At 71.8% G+C, this 12,583-nt stretch carries 12 protein-coding genes; 10 read left to right on the forward strand and 2 right to left on the reverse strand.

What is annotated here, in order from left to right; all coding sequences use genetic code 11:
- Positions 1-13 precede the first annotated feature (13 nt).
- Positions 14-793 carry an HAD-IIA family hydrolase gene (locus AB0H64_RS01635; protein WP_357618797.1) on the reverse strand — a complete coding sequence of 260 codons (780 nt, stop codon included), beginning with the start codon at positions 791-793 and terminating at the stop codon, positions 14-16.
- Positions 794-864: 71 nt separating this feature from the next.
- On the opposite strand from AB0H64_RS01635, the gene AB0H64_RS01640 reads away from it, so the two are divergent.
- From AB0H64_RS01640 to AB0H64_RS01680, 9 genes are all read left to right on the forward strand, one after another.
- Entirely contained in the window at positions 865-2,088 is a 1,224-nt protein-coding gene (locus tag AB0H64_RS01640; RefSeq protein WP_357618800.1) for a M20 family metallopeptidase, read from the forward strand.
- 98 nt (positions 2,089-2,186) lie between these two features.
- A complete protein-coding gene (locus AB0H64_RS01645) occupies positions 2,187-2,642 on the forward strand; it encodes a calmodulin-binding protein (RefSeq protein WP_357618803.1) in 456 nt (151 codons plus the stop codon).
- A 144-nt stretch (positions 2,643-2,786) separates the two neighbouring features.
- The gene (locus AB0H64_RS01650) at positions 2,787-3,536 is read left to right on the forward strand and encodes an aminotransferase class IV (protein ID WP_357618806.1); all 750 of its coding nucleotides are present in this window, start codon (positions 2,787-2,789) and stop codon (positions 3,534-3,536) included.
- Between the two features lie 198 nt (positions 3,537-3,734).
- Positions 3,735-5,558, forward strand: a complete 1,824-nt coding sequence (locus tag AB0H64_RS01655; RefSeq protein WP_357618809.1) for an ABC transporter substrate-binding protein — start codon at positions 3,735-3,737, stop codon at positions 5,556-5,558.
- Positions 5,559-5,565: 7 nt separating this feature from the next.
- Positions 5,566-6,573, forward strand: coding sequence for an ABC transporter permease (locus AB0H64_RS01660; protein ID WP_357618812.1), 1,008 nt, complete (start codon positions 5,566-5,568; stop codon positions 6,571-6,573).
- Positions 6,570-7,505, forward strand: a complete 936-nt coding sequence (locus AB0H64_RS01665; RefSeq protein ID WP_357618815.1) for an ABC transporter permease — start codon at positions 6,570-6,572, stop codon at positions 7,503-7,505. The genes AB0H64_RS01660 and AB0H64_RS01665 overlap by 4 nt, the downstream gene beginning before the upstream one ends.
- 2 nt (positions 7,506-7,507) lie before the next feature.
- Positions 7,508-8,548 carry an ABC transporter ATP-binding protein gene (locus AB0H64_RS01670; protein WP_357618818.1) on the forward strand — a complete coding sequence of 347 codons (1,041 nt, stop codon included), beginning with the start codon at positions 7,508-7,510 and terminating at the stop codon, positions 8,546-8,548.
- Positions 8,545-9,555 carry an ABC transporter ATP-binding protein gene (locus AB0H64_RS01675; protein ID WP_357618821.1) on the forward strand — a complete coding sequence of 337 codons (1,011 nt, stop codon included), beginning with the start codon at positions 8,545-8,547 and terminating at the stop codon, positions 9,553-9,555. Before AB0H64_RS01670 ends, AB0H64_RS01675 begins: the two co-directional genes overlap by 4 nt.
- Positions 9,556-9,560: 5 nt before the next feature.
- Complete coding sequence (locus tag AB0H64_RS01680) at positions 9,561-10,430, forward strand: GNAT family N-acetyltransferase (RefSeq protein WP_357619694.1); 870 nt, start codon at positions 9,561-9,563, stop codon at positions 10,428-10,430.
- A gap of 2 nt (positions 10,431-10,432) precedes the next feature.
- On the opposite strand, the gene AB0H64_RS01685 is transcribed toward AB0H64_RS01680, so the two are convergent.
- Complete coding sequence (locus AB0H64_RS01685) at positions 10,433-11,545, reverse strand: DUF1343 domain-containing protein (RefSeq protein ID WP_357618824.1); 1,113 nt, start codon at positions 11,543-11,545, stop codon at positions 10,433-10,435.
- A 57-nt stretch (positions 11,546-11,602) separates the two neighbouring features.
- Between AB0H64_RS01685 and murQ the strand changes: the two genes are divergently transcribed.
- On the forward strand, positions 11,603-12,574 hold the full coding sequence (gene murQ / locus AB0H64_RS01690) for an N-acetylmuramic acid 6-phosphate etherase (protein ID WP_357618827.1): 972 nt from the start codon (positions 11,603-11,605) through the stop codon (positions 12,572-12,574).
- The last annotated feature ends 9 nt before the right edge of the window (positions 12,575-12,583 follow it).

A 12,583-nucleotide genomic window follows, 5' to 3' on the forward strand; every position in this document is an offset into this window, starting at 1 on the left:
CAGGTACGGAGGCTCACACGAGGTCGACGAGCTCGGCCACCGAGCCCACCACGAGCGACGGGCGGTAGGGGAAGCGGTCGATCTGCTGGGGCTGGGTGACGCCGGTGAGGACGAGGATCGTGTAGAGGCCGGCCTCCATGCCGCACACGACGTCGGTGTCCATGCGGTCGCCGATCATCGCGGTCGTCTCGCTGTGGCCCTCGATGGCGTTGAGCGCGCTGCGCATCATCCGGGGGTTGGGCTTGCCGACGAAGTACGGGTCGACGCCCGTCGCCTTGGTGATCATCGCGGCGACCGCGCCGCAGGCCGGCAGGGAGCCCTCGGTGGAGGGGCCGATCGGGTCGGGGTTGGTGGCGATGAAGCGGGCGCCGTTCTCGATGAGCCGGATCGCGCGGGTGATCTGGGTGAAGCTGTAGGTGCGGGTCTCGCCGAGCACGACGTAGTCGGGGTCGAGGTCGGTGAGCACGTAGCCGACCTCGTGCAGGGCCGTGGTCAGCCCGGCCTCGCCGATCACGTACGCCGAGCCGCCGGGCCGCTGGTCGTCGAGGAACTCGGCGGTCGCCATCGCGGAGGTCCAGATCGACCCCTCCGGCACCTCCAGCCCGGCCGCCGCCAGCCGTACGGACAGGTCGCGGGGCGTGTAGATCGAGTTGTTGGTCAGCACCCTGAACGGCTTGCCCGAGTCGCTGAGCCGCCTGATGAAGGTGTCGGCGCCGGGCACCGGTCGGCCCTCGTGCACGAGGACGCCGTCCATGTCAGAGAGCCAGTAATCAATCCGTTTACGCTCGGTCACCCGGTCATCGTACAGAGGGGGTCTTGTCGACTTCGCGACCGGCATGTGAGCGAATAGTGCCTATGTCGCACATGCCGTTCACTGAATCCGCCCGTGACCTGCGGGACGAGCTGGTCGCGCTGCGCCGCTCCCTGCACGCCACCCCCGAGTTGGGCCTCGTGCTGCCGCGCACCCAGGAGAAGGTCCTGGCGGCGCTCGACGGGCTGCCCCTGGAGATCACGACGGGGACCGCGCTCAGCTCCGTCACCGCCGTGCTGCGCGGCGGGCGGCGGCCGGCCGGCGGGCAGGCCCCGGTCGTGCTGCTGCGGGGCGACATGGACGGCCTGCCCGTCACGGAGCGGAACGACCTGCCGTACCGCTCGGAGATCGAGGGCCGGATGCACGCGTGCGGTCACGACCTGCACACCGCGATGCTGGCGGGCGCGGCGCGGCTGCTGAGCGAGCGGCGCGAGGAGCTGCCGGGCGACGTCGTGTTCATGTTCCAGCCCGGCGAGGAGGGGTTCGAGGGCGCCAAGATCATGATCGACGAGGGCGTGCTGGAGGCGGCGGGGCCCCGGCCGGTCGCCGCGTACGGACTGCACGTGATCTCCTCGATGCTGCCGCCGGGGCTGTTCACCTCGCGGCCGGGGCCGATCATGGCGGCGGCCGACGTCTTCCAGGTGAAGGTGAAGGGGCGCGGCGGCCACGGCTCCAGCCCGCACCGGGCGCTGGACCCGGTGCAGGCGGGCTGCGCGATGGTGACGGAGCTGCAGACGATGGTCACGCGCACGTTCGACGTGTTCGACCCGGTGGTGGTCACGGTCGGGCAGTTCCACGGCGGGACGGCCGACAACGTGATCCCGGACGAGGCGTGGTTCGAGGCGACGGTCCGGACGTTCAGCGCGGACGCGCGGGCCCTGGTGAAGCGGCGGCTGGTCGAGGTGGTGGAGGGCGTCGCGGCGGCGCACGGGCTGGGCGTGGAGACGTCGTTCGGCATGGGCTACCCGGTGACGGTCAACGACGCGGACGAGGCCGGCTTCGCCGAGCGGACGGCCGGTGAGCTGTTCGGGCCCGGCCGGTTCTTCGTCACGCCGCAGCCGGTGATGGGCTCGGAGGACTTCTCGTACGTGCTGGAGCGGGTGCCGGGCGCGTTCCTGTTCCTAGGCGCGTGCCCGGCGGACCTCGACCCGGCGGCGGCGCCGTACAACCACTCCCCCGAGGCGCGGTTCGACGACGCGGTGCTGCCGGACGGCGCGGCTCTGCTGGCCACGCTCGCCTGCGACCGGCTGACGGCGGCGGAGACCCTGCCGGTGTGACGGCAGGGATCGGCCCTGATGGTGACGTAAAGTGTTCGTCAAGCTACTCTGAGTGAGGAGTGGCCGTGTCCACGGCCCGACACGCACCGGAGACGCCCATGCGACGTATCACCCCCAAGGTCGCCGCCCTCGCCGCGGTCGCGATGCTCACCATCGCCGCACCCGCCCAAGCCCAGCAGCCCGCGGCCCCCCACCGCGCCGCGGCCGCCTCTGACGCCTACTTCGAGTTCACCGACATCACCGGCGAGAGGGCCGTCCTCAGGCTCACCGATCCCGCCAAGATCCAGCACGCCAGGGACCTGGTGAACGGCACGACCGGTGAACGGCCGCACGTCCTCGGCCGGATCGTCAAGCGCCCCGCCCCCTACAACCCCCGGTGGAGCTTCACCTACGACCCCGCCACGGTCGACTTCTTCGACTACGCCATCGAGGTGTGCGACGCCACGATCCCCTACGTCGAGGACCATCTGGACGAGGCGGGCGGCGCGTTCCTGCCCGGCCTGATGTGGTGCCCCTGGACCTCACGCCTGGTGCGCGAGGTCCCCGCGCCGTAGGACGGTGACGCCGGCCCCCCACGGCCGCCCGATCGCCCCGCCGCCCCGGACGACCTCCATGTCCGGGGCGGCCCGGGCCAGGCCGGCTCCCGGTGCCCGCCGGAGGCGTGCCGCACATGCGGCGCGGTCCGTACGCTGGAGCCCGTGATCGATCGTGTAGCCGTCGACGGCCGGCCCGCGGCGGCCGGCGACCTGGGGCTCGCCGTGGCGGCCCGCTACGGCCACTTCACCGCCATGCAGGTGCGAGGGGGCCGGGTGCGCGGCCTGGCCCTGCACCTGGACCGCCTCCGCCAGGCCACCCGGGAGCTGTTCGGCACGGCCCTCGACGAGGAGCTCGTCCTGGCCACCGCCCGCCTGGCCCTGCGCGGCGAGCCCGACGCGAGCGTGCGGGTGATCGTCGCCGAGCGCGACGGCCCGCGGGTGATCGCCACGGCGGCGACTCCGCACGCGTGGCCGGCCGGGCCGCAGGCCCTTCTCCCGGTGCCCTACCAGCGCTACCTGCCGCACCTCAAGCACCTCGGCGGCTTCCCCCAGGCCCACCTGGGCCAGCGGGCGAGGGCCGAGGGCTTCGACGACGCGCTGTTCGTGGGGCCGGACGGCCTGATCTCCGAGGCGACGATCGCCAACCTGGGCTGCTCCGACGGGGAGCGGATCGTCTGGCCGGAGGCGCCGATGCTGCGCGGCATCACGATGGCGCTGCTGGAGGGCGAGCTGCCGGCCGAGCGGCGCCCGCTCACCGTGGGCGACCTGCCGGCCCATCCGGCGGTGTTCATGACCAACTCGTGGGGCGTCGTGCCGGTGTGCCGGGTCGGCGACCTGCGGCTCAGGACGGACGAGAGGGCCATGGCGCGGGTGACGGCGGCCTACGAGGGCGTGCCCTGGGACGTGATCTGACCTGCGGACCCGGGCCCCGGACGGGGCTCCGGGCGGGCTCCGGGCGGGATGGCGCCGAGCGCCATTGCGGACACCGATGAAGGAAAGTTACATTAGCCTCACAACCCCTGGAGATTATTGACGCGTCTTTCCCTCGACCGTAGGGTCCGGGTCAATCCTGCAGATCCTGAACAGGCCAGACATCCCCCGGAGCGGAACATGAAGCGACTAGCAGCGGTAGTGGCGTTGCTGGGCCTTGCCACCGTGACAGCGTGCAGCGGTGGTTCCACCAACAAGTCCGGTTCGGGCGGAGGTGGCGGGCTCTTCACCACGATCGACGTGAACAGGCCCGGTCTGGACGCGTCAGCGCCGGCCAACCCGTACAACCCGAAGGGGAACTCGTTCCCCGGGTTCAACTCCATGAAGCTGGGATGGGTCAAGAATCACCTGACGGACCCGAACCAGGCACTCCCCGGCATCGCGGCCAGCTGGGAGATCGCCCCGGACAACTCCGCCATCACGCTGAAGCTGCAGCCCAACGCGAAGTGGTCGGACGGTCAGCCGGTCACCGCCGAGGACGTCAAGATGTCCATCGGGATCGCGTACACCCAGGGTAGCACCGCCTTCTCGGTCACCCCGGGCGCCGCGGGAGCCGCTGCGGACGTGACCGTGGTGGACGACAAGACCTTGAAGATCACACAGGAGATGGCCAACCCGAGCCCCAAGTTCGTGCGCGGCGTGCTGGACACCACGGTCCTGCCCTCGCACGTCTGGAAGGACGTCCTGCCCGCGACGTTCTGGGACACGCTGAAGACCGCCCGCGGTGACGGCGCCGAGGCCGAGAAGGCGCGCGCCGACATCACCGCGTTCGGCCAGAAGGTCCTCACCTTCGCCCCGCCCAAGGACGTCTCGGCCGGCCCGTTCGTGCTGGAGCGGGTCAACCCCGGCGAGGCGCTGCTGGTCAAGAACAAGAACTTCTACAACGTCGCCAACGTGGCCCCGGCCCAGGTGAAGTTCCTCAACTACACCGGCAACGAGCAGATCTGGAACTACCTCACCGCCGGCAAGCTCGACCAGTCCGGCTTCGTCGCGGCCCCCACGGACGTGATGAACCGGATCAAGCAGGCGCCGGGCATCGAGGTCATCAAGGGCTACTCGCCGGTGGCCGTGAGCATGGCCTTCAACCAGTCCAAGAAGCCGTACGACAACGTGCACGTGCGCCGCGGCCTGGCCTACCTCATCGACCGCGACCAGGTCACCAAGGTCGCATCGCCCGAGGGCGGCACCCCGGCCGTGACCACCAGCGGCATCCACCAGAAGGCCGCCCAGGCCTGGATCCCCGACACGCTCGCCAAGCTCGACCCGTACAAGCCGGACCCGGCCAAGGCGGAGGCGGAGTTCAAGCAGGCCGGCCTGGCCAAGAAGGACGGCAAGTGGACGCTCGCCGACGGCACGCCGTGGAAGGTGTCCATGCACGCGCCGTCCGGCTTCTCCGACTGGCTGTCGGCCCAGGAGAACATCAAGAGCCAGCTCGTCAAGAACGGCATCGACGCCGAGGTCGTGACCACCACCGACTACCCGCTCTACCTTGAGGAGCTGGCGGCCGGCAAGTACGACGTCGGCTTCTGGCTGATGGCGCTCGGCCCCGCGCCGTACGACATCTTCCAGCGCCTCTACGGCGCCTCCAACGGCTGGACCAACGTCGCCGGCAAGGTCACGCACTCCGCGCCCGGCAAGGGCGGCAACTGGATGGGCGGCCCCGAGGAGATCGAGGTCGACGGCGCCAAGATCAACCCGGGTGAGCTGACCGGCAAGCTGAACACGGCGACCGAGGACCAGGCCAAGCCGATCATGGCCCAGCTCGCCACCGCCGCCAACCAGGACCTCCCGGTCATCCAGCTCTGGGACTACGTCAACAACCAGTTCGTCAACAACACCCGCTTCACCGGCTGGCCGCACGACGACGAGATCCTGCGCCTGGGCACCGGGGTTCTCCCCGCCGGCGTGTGGATCCAGCTCGGCATGGTCAAGGCGAAGCAGTAAGGCCCTTATGACGGTCATCGCACGGCGACTCGCGGGCCACCTGGCCCGCGGGCTCGTCATGATCCTTGTGGTCGCCACGGTCAGCTTCTTCATCGTCAACAACATCCCGGGCGACCCCATGGCCGCCCGCTACGAGAAGCTGATCGAGGGCGGCATGTCCCCGGAGGCGGCCGCGCAGGCCGTCAAGGTGCTCTACGGCTTCCAGCCGACGGGCTCCCTGTGGCAGCAGTACACCGACTACATGACCGGCCTGCTCCACCTGGACCTCGGCGTCTCCGTCAGCAGGCCGGGCACCCCGGTCCTCGACGTGCTGGGCGAGGCGGCCAAGTGGACGGTGCTGCCGGTGCTGGCCGGCACGCTGCTGAGCTTCCTCGTCGGCGTCATGCTCGGGGTGTTCGCGGCGATCAAGCGCAAGAGCAAGCTGGGCGACGCCCTGGCGATCTCCGGCTCGCTGCTGCACGGCATCCCGCAGTACGTGCTGGCGATGCTGCTCGTGGTGATCTTCGCGACGCTCATCCCGATCCTGCCCGCCGACGGGCCGGTGGACATCCTCTTCGATCCCGGGTTCAACGCCGGCTACATCGGCTCGCTCGTCGAGCACGCCGTGCTGCCGGTCGTCACCTACGCCCTGTCGGCGTACGGCGGCTGGGTCCTGGCGATGAAGTCGAGTGTGGTGACCGTCCTGGGCGACGACTTCATCCTCGCCGCGGAGCTGCGCGGGATGAAGCGCTCGATCGTCTTCCGCTACATCGCGCGCAACGCGATCCTGCCGCTGTTCACGATCCTGGCGCTGTCGCTCGGGCTGCTGCTCGGCGGCGCCGTCTTCATCGAGAAGATCTTCAACTATCCGGGCCTCGGCCTGATGCTCATCAACGGCGTCAACGACCGCGACTACGCGCTGATGAGCGGGGCCTTCCTGCTCATCACGACGGCGGTGATCCTGGCGAACATCGTGGCCGACCTGTTCTACACCACGATCGACCCGCGGGTGCGCAGCGGAGAGGAGGCGTCATGAGCGCCACGCTAATCCCCGAGACGTCCGGCATCCCCGAGACGTCCGGCGGCGGCCTCTCCACGGCCTCGGCCATGCGGCGCAACTTCTGGCGCGGCGTGTGGCGGGTGATGAGGCGCAAGCCCAGCCGGCTGGCCGGCGCGGTCATCCTCGTGGGCTTCGCCTTCATGGCGATCTTCGGGCCGATGTTCTATCCCGACAATCTGCCGGACAACGCCAACGCCATCACGCAGCCGCCGAGCTGGGAGCACTGGTTCGGCACCGACCCGCAGGGCCGCGACGTGCTGGCGCTGGTCATCACCGGCTCCCGGTACGTGCTGCTCAGCGCCGCCGTCACCGCGCTCATCACCGTGGTCTTCGGCACCGGGCTCGGCCTGTTCTCCGGCTTCAAGCGGGGCCGCTGGGACACCGTGCTCATGCGGGTCACCGACATGAAGCTGACGATCCCCGGCCTGCCCCTGCTGCTCGTCCTCGCGACGGTCTGGAAGTTCGGCAACCCGCTGCAGATGGGCCTGGTGCTCGGCCTGCTCGGCTGGGGCGGCGTGGCCCGCGCGGTGCGGGCGCAGACGCTGTCGCTGCGCGAGCGCGGCTTCATCGAGGCGGCGCGCGGCCTCGGCCTGTCCACCGGTCACATCATCGGCAAGGAGCTGCTGCCGAGCATGGCGCCGTACATCGCGATGAACATGCTCATCGCGGTCACCGGCGCCGTCTACGCGCAGGTCGGCCTGTTCTTCCTCGGCGTGCTGCCGTACGAGTCGAACAACTGGGGCGTGATGCTCAACCTGGCCGTCTTCCAGGCCGGCGCGATGATCACCCCCTACGCGCTCGGCTACCTGCTAGCGCCGCTGCTCGCGATCCTGCTGCTGACGCTCGGCATCGTGCTCGTGGTCGACGCCATGGACGAGATCTTCAACCCCCGGCTGCGTGAGGAGTAACGGTGGCCCAGCCAGAGACGGCAGCCCCGCAGGCGGCGCCCGAGCCGGTCACGGCGCCGGCGACGCCCGCCCCCGGGGTGCGCATCGACGGCCTGACCGTCGTCTACAAGACCCCCGCGGGCGAGCTGCCGGCCGTCCGCGACGTCAGCCTCATCCTGGAGCCCGGCTCGATCACCGGCATCGTCGGCGAGTCCGGCTCCGGCAAGTCCACGCTGGCGCTGTCCCTGCTCAACGCGGTGCAGCCGCCGGGACGGATCTCGGCGGGCAGCGTCGAGATCGACGGGCTCGGCGACGTCGTCGGCCTCGCGGGCGAGCGGCTGCGCAAGGCGCGCGGCGCGCACATCGGGTACGTCTTCCAGGCGGCCCAGAACTCCCTGAACCCGCTCAAGACGGTCGGCAAGCAGCTCCTCGACCTGGGCCGCTCCCACGGCGTGGACGACCTGCGCGGCCTGGTCCGCGAGGCGAAGGAGCTGCTCGGCCGGATGGGCCTCGACGGGGCCCGGGTCCTCGACTCGCACCAGCACGAGCTGTCCGGCGGCATGCGCCAGCGGGTCGGCATCATGCTGGCGCTGGTGCTCAACGCGCACCTGGTCGTCCTCGACGAGCCGACCACCGCCCTCGACATGATCACCCAGGCGAACATCCTGAAGATCGTCCGGGAGGTCCACGCCGAGCGCGGCCTGACCACGCTGGTCATCACGCACGACATCGGCGTGGTGGCCGAGGTGGCCGACCGGCTGGCGGTCATGTACGGCGGGCGGCTCGTCGAGCAGGGACCGACCCGCGAGGTGCTGGGCGCGCCCAGCCACCCGTACACCCGGGGCCTCATCCAGGCCATCCCCCGGCTCGTCGGCGACATCGACGAGGCGCGGGCGCTGCCCGGCCGGCCGCCGACGCTGGCGACCGTGCCGAAGCAGGGCTGCGTGTTCCGGGAGCGCTGCGCCGTGCGCATGGACGTCTGCGAGAGCGACGACCCGGCGGCCGTCGCGCACGGGCCGAGGATCGTGGCCTGCCACGCGGTGGGCGTCAAGGAGCACGCGTGATCACGGGAACAGGCATCACCAAGACCTTCAAGCAGCGGGGCGGCGTGCTCGCCGGGCGTGAGGTGCGGGCGCTGCGCGGCGTCGACTTCGCCATCGCCAAGGGCGGCGCGGCCTCGTTCATCGGCGAGTCCGGCTGCGGCAAGACCACGCTCGGCCGGATCATCGCCGGGCTGGAGACGTACGACGAGGGCGAGATCGCCATCGACGGCACGCCGATGACGCCGCTCAAGACCAAGCAGCGCCAGCCGCACTTCCGCAAGATCCAGATGATCCACCAGGACCCCTACTCGGCCCTGAACCCCACCCGCACCATCCACCAGACCCTCCAGGCGCCGCTGGCGCTGCGCGCGAAGCAGACCGGCCGGTCGAGGAAGTGGATGGAGGAGCGGGCCGCCGAGGTGCTGTCGCTGGTCGGCCTCGACCCGGGCACCGTGCTGTCGCGCTACCCGCACCAGCTCTCGGGCGGCATGCGGCAGCGCGTCGTCATCGCCCGCGCGCTGACCGTGGACCCCGAGATGCTCGTCGCCGACGAGGCCGTCTCCATGATCGACGTGTCGTTGCGGCTGGGCATCCTCGCGCTGCTGAAGGACCTGCGCGAGCGGCTCGGCGTGGCCGTGCTGTTCATCACCCACGACGTGGCCACCTCCCGCTACATCGGCGGCGACGGCGAGCTGTACGTCATCTACCGGGGCCAGGTCGTGGAGCGGGGACCGGTGGACACGGTCATCGCCGACCCGGTCCACCCGTACACGCAGTCGCTGCTGTCGGCCATCCCGGTGCTGCACGGGCTGGAGCAGCCCGGCGAGCAGCCGGTGGTGCCGCTGGAGTCGCTGGACGAGTCGAAGGCCGACTCCGGCTGCCTGTTCGCCCGCCGCTGCCCGTTCCGGAGCGAGCGGTGCGAGACGGAGCTGCCGCTGCTGCGGGTGACCGACGGCGTCCCGCAGGAGCACGCGTGCTTCCACCCGGAGCGCCGCGACGTCATCGCCCGCCCGCTGAGCGGCGTGTGAGCCGGATGCCGCACGCCGCCGGACTCGGTGGGGCGGAGCTGCGGGAGGCCGTGCGGGCCGCCGAGGCCGCGCTGACGCTCGACGCCGCCGAGGCGGGCGCGCTCGTACGGCGGCTGGCCGCGCCTCCGGCGGACCGCACCTGGACCGCCCTGGTGGAGAACGGCGGCGTCGTCATGGCGTCCCTGTCGGCCAAGGATCCCTCCGTGGGACACCTCGACCTGCTGGCCGTCCACCCGGAGCGGCAGGGGCGCGGCGTCGGCCGGGAGCTGGTCCGCGCGGCCGAGGAGTGGCTGCGCGGGCAGGGCGCGACGCAGGCCCGCTTCGCCGGCAACCCACCGTGCTACGCCTGGCCCGGCGTGGACGTCCGCTACACCGCCGCCGCCTGCCTCGCCGAGAGCCTGGGCTACGAGCGCTACCACGTCGCCTGGAACATGACCGCCCGCCTCACCACGGGCGAGCTGGCCACGGCGAGCGACGTCGCGCTCCTGGCCGAGGCGGGGGTGACCGTGCGCCGCGCGGACGACGCGGACGAGCGCGGCCGGGTGGCCGCCTTCGTGGGCGAGCACTGGAACGAGCGCTGGGCCTGGGAGGCGCTCCACGCCACCGGCCTGCACTACGCCGAGCGCGACGGCCGGGTGCTGGGCTTCGCCGCCTGGGGCTCGCGGCCCTCCTGGTTCGGGCCGATGGGCACGGCGCCGGAGGCCCGCGGACTCGGCGTGGGCCGGGTGCTGCTGCGCCGGTGCCTGGCAGAACAGCGCGCCGCCGGCCAGGCCACCGCCGAGATCGGGTGGGTGGGGCCGCTGCGGTTCTACGCGCGCGCCGTGGGCGCGCGCGCCGAACGCGTCTTCTGGCTCTACCGGCGCGCCCTGGCGTGATGTCAGGTGTAGAGCAGCGGCCCGCCGGGGGGAGCGGGCTCCGGGCACAGGGGACGCGGGTCCTCGCCCATGTCCAGGCACGCCGTGAGCGTGTCCGACCCCCACAGGTGGTTCTCGGCGTTCTCGGGCCCCCACCAGCCGAAGCCGTCCGGGTAGAGCGTGCGGGCCACGTGCAGCATGGACACGCCGGTCAGCACCGGCCGGAACGCGGCCCGGTCGTGCACGTGGAGCTGGACGCCCCGCACGGCCGTCCCCGCGTGCTTGTGGAAGGTGGGGGTGAACCAGGTGTCGCGGAAGCGCACCCCCGGCAGGTCCAGCGCGGCCAGCTCGGCGGCGAACCTCTCGTCCGCGAACGGCGCGCCGACCAGCTCGAACGGCCGGGTCGTGCCGCGCCCCTCCGAGAACGTGGTGCCCTCGAACAGGCCGGTGCCGGGGTAGACGAGCGCGGTGTCGGGGGTCGGCATGTTGACCGACGGCATCACCCACGGCAGCCCGGTCCCTGCGGCGTCCATGTCGCGCCGCCAGCCCTCCATCTCGACGACGCGCAGGTCCAGGTCGAAGCCGAACAGCACGGCCAGCTCCCCCGCGGTCCTGCCGTGCCGCACCGGCAGCGGGAACCTGCCGACGAAGCTCGCGAACGCCGGGTCCAGCTCCGGGCCCTCCGTCACGGTCCCGCCCAGCGGGTTCGGCCGGTCGAGCACCACGAACCGCAGCCCGAGCCGCGCGGCCGAGGCCATCAGGTCGTACATCGTCCACACGTAGGTGTAGAAGCGGGTCCCCACGTCGGCGATGTCGAAGACCAGCGTGTCGGCCCCGGAGCGGGCCACCACCTCGTCCAGCGCCTCGCCGGAGCGCTCGTGCGTGTCGAAGGCCGGCAGCCCGGTCCTCGGATCGGTCGTGTCCGGCTCGCTGGAGGCGGCCTGCGCCGTCCCGCGCAGGCCATGCTCGGGGCCGAACAGCGCCACCAGCGGCGCCCCGGCCGCCAGCAGGGCCTCGGCCGTGGGGGTCAGGTCGGGCAGGACTCCGGTGGGGTTGGTGATGAGGCCGAGCCGCCGTCCGCCCGCCAGGGAGGGATCCGCGGCCAGCCGCTCGGCACCGGTTCTTACATACGTCATGAATCCATAGTCTGAAAGATATTTACAAGAGAGAAGGAGAAGGTGGAAATTAGCGTCATGATTGAACCGCTATCCGAGCCCTCCACCGTGTCGTCCACCGGTGCGTCAGCCGCTCCCGCCGACGGTCAGGCCCTCGTGCCGTCCGGCGAGCTGGCCACCGAGCAGAGCGACCCCCGCTACGCCCAGATCGACCGGCTGCCGACCGAGCAGATCGCGCGCCTGATGAACCAGGCCGACGCGGCCGTGCCCGCCGCCGTCGCGGTGGTGATCCCCGCCATCTCGGCCGCCATCGACGCGATCTCCGCGCGGATGGGCTCGGGCGGCCGGCTGCTGTACGTCGGCGCCGGCACGTCGGGGCGGCTGGCCGTGCTCGACGCGTCGGAGTGCCCGCCCACGTTCGGCACCGACCCGGAGCTCGTCCAGGGCGTCATCGCCGGCGGCCCGGACGCGCTCACGCGGTCCGTGGAGGGCGCCGAGGACGACGCCGAGGCCGGCGCCGCGGACCTGGCGCGTCTGGAGGTGGGACCGCTCGACTCGGTGGTGGGCGTGTCCGCCAGCGGCCGCGCGCCGTTCGTGCTCGGCGCCCTGGCCGAGGCGCGGCGGCGCGGCGCGCTGACCGTCGGCCTGTCGTGCAACGACGGCGCGCCCCTGTCGGGCGCCGCCGAGCACGCGATCGAGGTCGTCGTGGGACCCGAGGTGGTGGCCGGCTCGACCCGGCTCAAGGCGGGCACCGCGCAGAAACTGGTGCTCAACATGATCTCCACGATCGCGATGGTGCGGCTCGGGCGCACGTACGGGAACCGGATGATCGAGATGTCGGCCATGAACAGCAAGCTCGCCGACCGGGCGGTGCGCATGGTCAGCGACATCACCGGCACCGACCGGGAGACCGCGGCCCGGGCCGTGGACGAGGCCGGCGGGCAGGCCAAGACGGCCGTGGTGATGATCCGGCACGGGCTCGACGCGGAGGGGGCGCGGGCGCTGCTGGAGTCGCACGGCGAGCGGCTGAGCGACGCGCTGAGCGGCTGACGCGCCGCG

Source organism: Nonomuraea sp. NPDC050733 (genome assembly GCF_040654215.1).
GTDB lineage: Bacteria > Actinomycetota > Actinomycetes > Streptosporangiales > Streptosporangiaceae > Nonomuraea.

Bases quoted from the DNA above. Each gene is read 5' to 3' on its own strand.
- AB0H64_RS01660 (WP_357618812.1), top strand. From the start codon at position 5,566: ATGACGGTCATCGCACGGCGACTCGCGGGCCACCTGGCCCGCGGGCTC.
- AB0H64_RS01640 (WP_357618800.1), top strand. From the start codon at position 865: ATGCCGTTCACTGAATCCGCCCGTGACCTGCGGGACGAGCTGGTCGCG.
- AB0H64_RS01645 (WP_357618803.1), top strand. From the start codon at position 2,187: ATGCGACGTATCACCCCCAAGGTCGCCGCCCTCGCCGCGGTCGCGATG.
- AB0H64_RS01665 (WP_357618815.1), top strand. From the start codon at position 6,570: ATGAGCGCCACGCTAATCCCCGAGACGTCCGGCATCCCCGAGACGTCC.
- AB0H64_RS01655 (WP_357618809.1), top strand. From the start codon at position 3,735: ATGAAGCGACTAGCAGCGGTAGTGGCGTTGCTGGGCCTTGCCACCGTG.
- AB0H64_RS01680 (WP_357619694.1), top strand. From the start codon at position 9,561: ATGCCGCACGCCGCCGGACTCGGTGGGGCGGAGCTGCGGGAGGCCGTG.
- murQ (WP_357618827.1), top strand. From the start codon at position 11,603: ATGATTGAACCGCTATCCGAGCCCTCCACCGTGTCGTCCACCGGTGCG.
- AB0H64_RS01685 (WP_357618824.1), bottom strand. From the start codon at position 11,545: ATGACGTATGTAAGAACCGGTGCCGAGCGGCTGGCCGCGGATCCCTCC.